The 8,809-nt window shown below is 64.3% G+C and carries 12 protein-coding genes and 2 pseudogenes; 8 read left to right on the top strand and 6 right to left on the bottom strand.

Features of this window, described 5'->3' with window-relative positions; all coding sequences use genetic code 11:
• Positions 1-640 (top strand): annotated as a pseudogene (locus tag BLR05_RS25080) (COG3415 family protein); the annotation flags it as partial.
• An 816-nt stretch (positions 641-1,456) separates the two neighbouring features.
• Here BLR05_RS25080 and BLR05_RS27855 read toward each other — a convergent pair.
• The 3 genes and pseudogenes from BLR05_RS27855 to BLR05_RS27700 all read right to left on the bottom strand — a co-directional run bounded on the left by BLR05_RS27855 (position 1,457) and on the right by BLR05_RS27700 (position 2,344).
• On the bottom strand, positions 1,457-1,771 hold the full coding sequence (locus BLR05_RS27855) for a DUF6402 family protein (RefSeq protein ID WP_353615691.1): 315 nt from the start codon (positions 1,769-1,771) through the stop codon (positions 1,457-1,459).
• A 62-nt stretch (positions 1,772-1,833) separates the two neighbouring features.
• Positions 1,834-1,944: pseudogene (locus BLR05_RS27850) on the bottom strand (DUF6402 family protein); the annotation flags it as partial.
• Positions 1,945-1,957: 13 nt separating this feature from the next.
• The gene (locus BLR05_RS27700; RefSeq protein WP_353615690.1) at positions 1,958-2,344 is read right to left on the bottom strand and encodes a DUF6402 family protein; all 387 of its coding nucleotides are present in this window, start codon (positions 2,342-2,344) and stop codon (positions 1,958-1,960) included.
• A 198-nt stretch (positions 2,345-2,542) separates the two neighbouring features.
• On the opposite strand from BLR05_RS27700, the gene BLR05_RS25065 reads away from it, so the two are divergent.
• The 7 genes from BLR05_RS25065 to BLR05_RS25040 all read left to right on the top strand — a co-directional run bounded on the left by BLR05_RS25065 (position 2,543) and on the right by BLR05_RS25040 (position 6,218).
• Positions 2,543-3,064: a hypothetical protein gene (locus tag BLR05_RS25065; protein WP_092840446.1), complete on the top strand. Its 522-nt coding sequence runs from the start codon at positions 2,543-2,545 to the stop codon at positions 3,062-3,064.
• 205 nt (positions 3,065-3,269) lie between these two features.
• Positions 3,270-3,878, top strand: a complete 609-nt coding sequence (locus BLR05_RS25060) for a protein-S-isoprenylcysteine O-methyltransferase (protein ID WP_092840443.1) — start codon at positions 3,270-3,272, stop codon at positions 3,876-3,878.
• 38 nt (positions 3,879-3,916) lie between these two features.
• On the top strand, positions 3,917-4,363 hold the full coding sequence (locus BLR05_RS25055) for a hypothetical protein (protein ID WP_244160185.1): 447 nt from the start codon (positions 3,917-3,919) through the stop codon (positions 4,361-4,363).
• Between the two features lie 142 nt (positions 4,364-4,505).
• Positions 4,506-4,916, top strand: a complete 411-nt coding sequence (locus BLR05_RS25050) for an HdeA family protein (RefSeq protein WP_092840437.1) — start codon at positions 4,506-4,508, stop codon at positions 4,914-4,916.
• Positions 4,917-5,021: 105 nt separating this feature from the next.
• Entirely contained in the window at positions 5,022-5,486 is a 465-nt protein-coding gene (locus BLR05_RS25045; protein ID WP_244160184.1) for an SRPBCC family protein, read from the top strand.
• Between the two features lie 56 nt (positions 5,487-5,542).
• Positions 5,543-5,809: a hypothetical protein gene (locus tag BLR05_RS26305; RefSeq protein WP_143016032.1), complete on the top strand. Its 267-nt coding sequence runs from the start codon at positions 5,543-5,545 to the stop codon at positions 5,807-5,809.
• Positions 5,810-5,846: 37 nt separating this feature from the next.
• Positions 5,847-6,218 carry a hypothetical protein gene (locus BLR05_RS25040; RefSeq protein ID WP_092840432.1) on the top strand — a complete coding sequence of 124 codons (372 nt, stop codon included), beginning with the start codon at positions 5,847-5,849 and terminating at the stop codon, positions 6,216-6,218.
• A gap of 20 nt (positions 6,219-6,238) precedes the next feature.
• Here the strand turns inward: BLR05_RS25040 and BLR05_RS25035 are convergent, their stop codons facing one another.
• The 3 genes from BLR05_RS25035 to BLR05_RS25025 all read right to left on the bottom strand — a co-directional run.
• A complete protein-coding gene (locus tag BLR05_RS25035; RefSeq protein WP_244160183.1) occupies positions 6,239-7,150 on the bottom strand; it encodes a hypothetical protein in 912 nt (303 codons plus the stop codon).
• Between the two features lie 55 nt (positions 7,151-7,205).
• Positions 7,206-8,489, bottom strand: a complete 1,284-nt coding sequence (locus tag BLR05_RS25030) for an MFS transporter (RefSeq protein ID WP_092840426.1) — start codon at positions 8,487-8,489, stop codon at positions 7,206-7,208.
• A 21-nt stretch (positions 8,490-8,510) separates the two neighbouring features.
• A partial coding sequence (locus BLR05_RS25025) for a transposase (RefSeq protein WP_143016031.1) occupies positions 8,511-8,809 on the bottom strand: 299 nt, incomplete at its 5' end.

Genomic DNA, 8,809 nt, shown 5'->3' with positions numbered 1-8,809 from the left:
AACCGAGGCGGCAGACCTGGGGCGTTGACGCCGCAACACATCCTGCTTTTACGCGAGATCGTTTCCCGGATGCCGCATGCGACGCTCGATGAACTCGCTGCCGAGCTCGGTCATCTTGGCGGGGTGCATGTCTGCACGGCAACCATCCGCAGGACGCTGCGTGCGCAAGGCGTCGTGCGCTCCATGCCAGCGCGGCAGGCCCGAAGTGAGTCCGTCAAGCCAGTTGCCCCGGTCGCCGTGGCAAAGCGCCATGGCTACACCGCAGCGCACCGGCGTGAGACGGGCCAGTACAGCACCGATCTGACCGATACCGAATGGAGCCTGGTCGCGGACGTCTTCGAGCGTCCCGAAGGCAGCCGCGGTGCGCCAGCCCGCTACGAGCGTCGGCACTTGGTCGACGCCTGCTGCTACGTGCTGCACACGGCGGTCAATGTGCTCGGGCAATCGAGCAGACCCATGGCATCCGGGTCGAGGTCGTGCGCCGACCCGACAACCGTTCGACCGGCACCCTGCGCGAACCCAGGCCTGGAATGAGCGCTGGCGCCGCATGGTCATGCACCACGATCGCAAGACCTCGATCTCCACGGTCTGGCTCGCTGAGGCGCGTATCCTGCTCAGCAGGCTCGCGCTCGATGGTTGATTTCGTCTACACCCTCTAAGCGAGTCGCACCTGGAGCTTTTTGTCGTTCAGCGCCAGAAGCGGGCTCGCTCTATCTTGTCAAAATTAGCGACGAAATCTAGCATGCGTTTGACCCAGATGCAAGATATTGGGGGGGTGCAGAGCGGTTGCCGAAACAATAGACGATGTTTATGCCATAAGAGAACAATAATCTCCAGAGCCGCTCGCAGCATGAACTCGTTGCAGAAGATGATTACATAGTCAAACCAAAAACCTCTGGCTACAGGAGTCTTCACCTTATATATCGATTCGGACTTACAAAAAATTTATTTTAAATTATTCTGAACGATACAATGAAACTCATTGACGGACGTCTCAGCGCCAAATACCAATCCGAAATTCGCTCGATTTACAAACAAACGCCATTCACGGCCTGACGGTAGACGAAGTTAGACGAAGGTAGACGAGGGCAATCCTTACATTCGGGGGGCACATTCTCAAATACAATATCTCGTCCGATCTGTACCGCATTGACTGGCGGATTCAACCACCAATAAAGCTGGCCGTTGATCCATAGATCAGCCACATCACTTTCACCCATCAAGGTCTCTGGTTCGATGCGATAAAGACGCACGAATGACGGGACTTTCATGTCGTAGTGGATGAGCCGTTGGATCGGCGATACATCGTAATACTCCACACGATACACATGGCGAGGGCTGGTGTAGCTGCCTTTGAAAACAGGAGTCGTCAGATACCATACGCAGCATGCGAAAAGCGCTGCAAGGCAAAGCCAGAGCGCCCTTCGCCCATACGTCTTCTTTAGCGCCATACCATTCACCAAGAGAATTTTTGCGGAAACAGCAAGCGGACGCGCAAAACATCAGAAAGTACCATGAAATCACCGCCCTTCTGGTGCTTTTCCCTCCACCGCTGGAAATCGGCGTTCTGAACGAGATATTTATAGCTTTCCACCGCAGATGGTTCTTCATCCACGATGACGTCTTCAACTTTCGCGGTGGTGCGTGTGGGAGGTCCGCATTGCACACCGGCGAATCCCCAGCAACCCAGGGGCTGGGATAGGAAAGCATGGTTGTCGTTGAATTCGTAGGAATCGCGCAAATAGAAACCGAGTTCATCGATTTCCACCATGCCCCACCATTCTTCGGGATGACAATACCTGAAACAGCCACGTTCATTTGCGCCTCACCCATCGCACCATAGAAATCATCCAATGGATCGCTCCACTTTCCAAAAACAAGGTAGTTGACCTGGCAAGTCTCGTCCAATATTTTTGCAGGCTGGGACAGATCGCCAAAGCGCACACATTGCTGGCTGCTATATTGGTTGGCGATACGCCACTATCAACATGCCCACCCCGGCAGGAGTGGCCCAGTGGGCCTGCAATCTGGCCAAGGCAGACCGTACTCGCGCGAACCGAAGAGCCCAAGCCATGGTGACGGTCGTTTCGTCCAGATGCACTCCCGCCAACTGGCTCAATCGATACTGGGACGCGCGACCTTCCTTCATTTCCGGGGGCAAGCGGAATAATGCACCGTTGAACCACCGTTCCATCAACGCACTTGCCACCGTCCGACCCAGCCGCAAGCGCATCACATTCGGGATGTCACGCAATTGGAAAAGTCGCGTGGCGTACTTCGGTGCAAGTTTGCGCAACAGTTCAGCACGCAGTGCTTCCTGCGGCACCGCCAGGATGTTAGTCATGCCGTCGCTCCCTTGTTCTATTCATGTAGACGGCGCGCATGATATGAATCCCACGGCTGAGCAGGGCGCTAGTAGCTCAGGAAATAGTTACCAATTGCACAGCAATGCCGTTTGACCCAAAAGCGTTGGCAGACATCCGACCGGGTACCATGCACAGCTCCACCGCCTTGAGATACGACACCGACGAGTCACCACGCCATGCTGCTGCCACACGACGATGCCATGCAATTCATCAAGGCGTATGAAGCCGTCCTTATTCAGGTCCTGATCAACGAAGGCGAGAAGCCGACAAGGAGCGTGATCAAGGATCTCGCCAAAGCCAGAAACCTGGTGAAGGCCGACATGGGCCGTCTTCACCGAGCCATGGCAAAGGTGAAGTCCACGGGTGACGGGTTGGTGCCGCAGATCGAAAACGCGCTCCCGACAATGCGCGCCGGGCGATGGTTCTACTTGCGGAGCACGACCCGGTATGCACTCATGCTGGATGCCGATTTGAAGGATGCATACGCCGTGAAAGGCCTGACCACGCCGCTGCATGAGCTGCTGGGCGGCACGACCATGGTGGTCGAGACGGCACTCTTTGAATTCAAAGGCGAATTCGTGTGCGACGGGATCATTGCTGATCCGGTGTACATCGGACCAGGCATCCGCGCCGACCTGAACGCCACCTACGCCACCATCAAGGCCGAAGGGCGCTTTCACAGGCGCTGTGCTGGCTGACGGGAACGAACCTTCACATGCCTGGATAGCGAGGCCGGAGGTATGCGCGCCGCAAGCATGCGGTTGGCCGCATGGAGAGTGACCCCAAGGCGCCATTTATGGCGATGCAAAGCTTTGGGTACTGCTCACCATCCATGTCTCGGGACAGAATGGCCTGAGCTTGCCGACCCGAACGGCAGGGCAAACACTACAGGGAGGGAAACCCATGCATCTTCACGCACCCCAGGCGGCATTCCTCGCCGGCCTGCTGGCCTACCAGGCCATCCGCATCGTCTATCAGCGCCGCGCACGCGCTGCCGGCCCGTCGAGGGCGAGCTATTCCAGCCGCCAGGACAAGGCGCTGATCGCGCTGGTGGCGATCGGGCAGATGGTGCTGCCGCTGGCGTACATCTTCACGCCTTGGCTGGATGAAGCCTCGCATGACGCCGCCCCCGACGCGCTGCCATATGCCGGTGCGCTGGTGTGGGCCGCGGGCCTGTGGGTGTTCTGGCGCGCCCACGCGGAGCTGGGCACGTGGTGGTCGATCACGCTGGAGATCCGGCACGACCACCAGTTGGTCCAGCGAGGCGTGTACCGCGTGGTGCGGCATCCGATGTATGCCGCGTTCCTGCTGTTCGGCGTGGCGCAGGCCCTGCTGCTGCCCAATGCCATTGCGGGGCCCGCGGCCCTGGTCGCGGTGGCGATACTCTGCATCGTGCGCATCCCCCGCGAGGAGGCCATGATGTGCGACGTGTTCGGGCAGGCGTACCGCGACTACATGCGGAGCACGGGAGCGGTCATTCCGCGGCTGGTGCCGCGGCGCCGCATCGCCTGACAGGAAGGCCGGCAAGGAAAATCCACCCACGCATGCACATGGCCCGCTCTCCCGACGGCGCGTACCGCGCAGCCCTGCGTTTCGAGGGCGAGATCCGCTTCGGCCCGGAGTATTTCCGGCTGTCGATCGATGGACGCGAGGTGCCGCACCGGATCTTCGGCAGGCCGCTGTGCTGGTCACCCGATTCGCGCGTCGTCGTGGCCCAGGAGTGGCTCACCACCGACCATGGCGAGGGCCCCGTCACCTGCGCTGCACTGATCGACGTACAGGCCTGGACGATCGCGCGGCTGGAGGTGGCGGTGAAGGGGCTCGCGGAGGACTTCCGGTTCGACGCCCAAGCGCTGCGTTATCGCCTGCGCTTTCCTGCCATGGGCGAGGTGTTCGATGTGGCGGTCGAGACGGATGCTGTGCATGCGTGGACGGGCATCGATGTGCAGCCCCGGAGCAGGAGCGCCGCATTCGCTCCATCTCTAAGACCTCTCTAAGTCTGCGCTCCTAGGATGAAACCGTCGTTGAAAGCCCTGCCGATTCCAATGTCGCGAGGGGCGGACGACACGGTACCGGCATGCCGCCGCCGATGCGGCGCATGCACCGGAGCCCATCATCATTCGATCGAGGAGTGACACCATGAGAGTTCTTGCACGCCTGTCCGTCCTGACCCTTTCCTCCCTGGCCGCCGCCGCGGCCATGGCGCAGACGCCGAGCCCTGCAGCAACGCCGGCAGCGGCCACGAACCCGGCGGCCGCCACGGCACCGGCGCCGGCCGCGAGTGCCCGCAAGCCGCTGGTGAAGACCACCTGCTCCGACTACGTGGGCATGGACGAAACGATCAAGCCCAAGTTCATCTACTACGCCGTGGGCCACACGCAGGGCGGCAAGAAGGAAGCGGTGTTCGAGGAGGATGCCATCGAGAAGATCAAGCCCGAGCTGGATCAGTACTGCTCGGTGCACCTGACGAAGTCCGCCTATGCGAAGGTGATGGCGAGCAGCACGGCGTCCGAGAGGTCTGCGGCGCACGGGCATTCGAAGACCATGTGACGGGCTGGTCGCGGCGGGGCTCCCTGCACTGCCGCGGGCTGCCATGCGATAGTGGGGGCTCCAAAGCCACAACCGGCGGCAAGCAGCCTGCCGCCGATGCACGCCATGGCACTCGTGGAACGCCACACAGATATTGCCGCGCCTGCCGACGTCGTCTATCGCGTGTCGCAGGACTATGCGGTCCGCTATGACTGGGATCCTTTTCCGGAGAGCATCACCGCGGTCTCCGGCCCCCCGGGCGACCCTTCGGTCGGCACCCAGGTCCGTATCCGTTCCAGGCTGGGCATGGACATGCAGGTCGAATTCGTCCAGGTGATGCCACCCCACCGGGCCGCCGTGAAGATGGTCGATGGCCCCTGGTTTTTGGCGCGATTCGCAGGTTCCTGGATATTCCAGGAGATCGCCCCGCACGTCACAACGGCGCGCTTCCGCTACACCATCGTCGCCCGGCCCGCGGTGCTGCGCCCCGTGATCGAGCCCACGGCTGCGTGGTATTTTTCACGCGTGGTCGAAAAGCGGCTGGCAGGTCTCAAGGCGTACTGCGAGCGCCATGCGCGAACGCCAGCGTGAGAGGGCAATGCATGGTGAGGAACAGTTTGACCAGGATATCGACAACAGGCACCTGCGTGCTGGGAATCGCCGCAGGCGTCTATGGCGCATGGTGGGTCTCCTGGCTCGCGCATGCCCTGTATCTGGAAAAAGCCGGCAGCTTCGATGCACTCAATATGGTGATGCTCGCGAGCTTTCTGATGGCCGCAGTGGTGCTGTGTCCGTTGTCCTGCGGGTTGTTGCTAAAGTCTTGCGACACTGGACAGAGCGCAGCAAGCCAGGCCGCTGATGCCACTATCGTGCGGTCAGAAAAGCGGACTTGCCATGCGATAGTGGGACCATGACACGCCTCCACCCGGCGAATGAGAGCGGGAGACTCCCATGAAATGCTTCGTACACCATGACTCGGATGCCGTCGGCACCTGCCGCGCCTGCAACAAGGGGCTGTGCCCGGCCTGCGCGACCGACCTGGGCCATTCCATCTGCTGCGCGGGTGATTGCGAGGCCAAGGCGCGCACGCTGCATTCGCAGGTGCAGCAGAGCGCGGTCGTGCTCGCAGCGCAGCGGCGCAACCGGTTCCTCGCGCCCATCTTCTTCATCGCGGCCGGGGCCATCTTCATCGTGTTTTCCAGCCAGGGGCGCGGGCCGTGGCCCAGCTTCGCCGATGCGATCGGCCTGGGGTTCATCGTGTTCGGGATCATCCTGGGCGTCGCCAGCCAACGCTACGCGCAGGAGCTGGCGCGCAAGGCCTGACGGCCCTATGGGGGAGCGGCTCAGGCGGACCGCTTCCAACCACCCAGCGCCACCTTCGCGGCCGGCCACGCGATCAGCGCGCACAGCGCTGCGAATGCCGCGGTGAACACCATCTGGATGGCGAACGGGCCCGGCGCGGCGTCCCAGGCGTAATGGCGCGCACCGCCCGCGCGCGGGTGGACGACGAGGTGGCCGGTCTGCACGGCATCGGTGACCTGCCACGCCAGCCAGGCCGCGAACAGGGCGGCGAGCGCGGCGCCTGCAGCCGCCATGCAGCGGCCGGGCAGGCGCAGCCGGGGCGTATCCACCGGCGGCTCGGCCACTTTCGGCAGGCTGCGCACCTGCCGCCTGCGCTCGGCCGACCGCGGCGGGAGTGGCTCACCTTCCTGCGCCACGGGCACGCCCAGGAATCCGCCGGCCGCGTGTGCCGCTGCACCCAGGCGCGAGGGTGCGCCGGCCCGGGGCAGGACCACCCAGGCCAGCACGCGGGGCCCGCCGTGCACGCAGCGCAGGACCAGTTCCTCACGCCGCAGCATTCCGCGGCCATGGGGGACGCGGCGCAGCCAGATGGCGTCGATGTGCGAGAGGACGACGCCCATGTCGCGCACGCTCGGTGCCCCGCGGAAATGGCGCAGGGCTTCGCCGGTGCCGTCAGGGCGGGACAGCCGGGCTTCGCGGCTGCGGGGCGCGAAACGCACGAGGGCGATGCCCGCGCCGCAGACCAGCACGCCCCACAGGACCAGCACCGCCACGGCCCACGGACCTTCCGACGCGAGGCGTGCGCGGGCCTGCGGATCACCGGCCCACAGCACCGCCACAGTCCAGGGAAGCACCGCCAGCAGGCCCCCGGCCAGCAGCATGGCCGCCGCCAGCGCACGTGGCCGCACGCCGATGCGCAGGGTATCGCTGCCCTGCGCCTGTTCGATCACCACCACCGGCAACGCGGCGCATTCGCCTGGGCCACAGGCGCCACGGATGCCGGGCCGCTCATGCCGCAGCCATGCGCTGCGCGCGCGCCCGGGCCGCGACGCCGATGCCCACGACACCCGCGGAGGCCACGCCCAGGACGAGGGCGGCAGCCGAGCCGTAGAAGATGCCCGAGGTCATGCCTGCGTCGAGCATGGCACCGAACACCGGGGCGGCCACGCAGAAGCCGAGGTCCAGCCCCGAGTACACCGTGCCATAGACGCGCCCGGTGGCACCGGGCGGCGCGGCGCGCTTGATGAGCATGTCGCGCGAGGGGCCGGCCAGGCCGGTGCCCACGCCCGCCAGTGCCACGAAGACCATGGCGGCCATGCCCGGCAGCAGGCCGGTGCCGGCGACGACCAGCAGCACGGCCGTGGCCAGCAGGCAGACGGTGATGGTGCGCTCCAGCCGCGCCACGCAGCCGGCCAGGAAGCCGCCGACCACCATGCCGGCGGCGCCGCACAGCATGTAGCCGGTGACGACCATGGAGGTGACGGACAGCGGCAGGCCGTACATCTTCTGCAGCGTGGGGCTGGCGAAGCTCTGGATGACGCTCAGCGAGCAGGTGGTCCAGAAGAAGAACGAGAAGCACAGCCAGACGGAGGGCAGCCGGAGGAAGGCCATGGGATGCTCGGCCGGGATGCCTGCCGGCGTGGCGGTGCCGGGCTTGCCCGCGGCAGCGGCGGCCGCGCCACGGCGGTCGTCGAGCGCGCTGCGGTTCAGGACCATGATGGACAGGATGACCAGCGCCAGCACTCCGCCGCAGAAGCAGGCCGCCCGCCAGGACCCGGTGGCCGCGGTGATGCCGGCCATGAAGACGGGCGCGGTGGCCCAGCCCAGGTTGCCGGAGATGCCGTGCACCGAGAAACCGTGGCCCAGGCGCTGGGGCGACACGCGCTTGTTGAGGATGGTGAAGTCCACCGGGTGGAAGGGGGCGTTGCCCAGGCCCGCCAGCGCCGCGGCGGCCATCAGCCCGGCATAGCCGGTGGCGGTGCTGGCCACGAGGCCGGAGAGGACGAAGCTCGACAGCGCGAAGAACAGCACCGGGCGTGCGCCCACGCGGTCCACGATGAAGCCCGACAGTGCCTGACCGACGCCGGAGATGACGAAGAACACCGACACCAGCAGCCCCAGTTCGGAGTAGCTGTAGCCGAACTCCGCGATGAGGAACGGGAACAGCGGCGGCAGCAGCAGGTGGAAGAAGTGCGAGGAGCCGTGCGCCAGGCCGATGAGGCCGATGGTGCGGGCGTCTTCGCGCAGCGTGGCGGGAGCGGTCGCCGCAGCGGGCGCGTGGGTCGATGTCATGCCGGCGATCTTAGAGCCTGTTTACGATCTTCGACACAGCAAAGCCAAGAATGCCAAGTGGACGAACTGCAAGCTGGTGTTGAGCAACCTCTCGCAGTTCTTCCATAAACGCCTGTTCTTGTCCAACCAGGCAAAGCTGCGCTCCACCACCCAGCGCTGAGGCATCACCTTGAACGCGTGCAACTCGCTTCGCTTGGCGATCTGAACGGTGACGTGCTCGCCCAGGATCTCTTGCACGCCCAGGGCGAACGGCTTGCCCACGTAGCCGCTGTCGCACAGCAGGCTTCGCACCCTGCCCAGCGCAGGTTGGCAGCGCTGCA

The organism is Paracidovorax cattleyae, from assembly GCF_900104515.1.
Taxonomy (GTDB): Bacteria; Pseudomonadota; Gammaproteobacteria; order Burkholderiales; family Burkholderiaceae_C; genus Paracidovorax; species Paracidovorax cattleyae.
The sequence above is the reverse complement of the archived record's forward strand: the minus strand, read 5'-3'. Positions and strand labels throughout refer to the sequence as shown.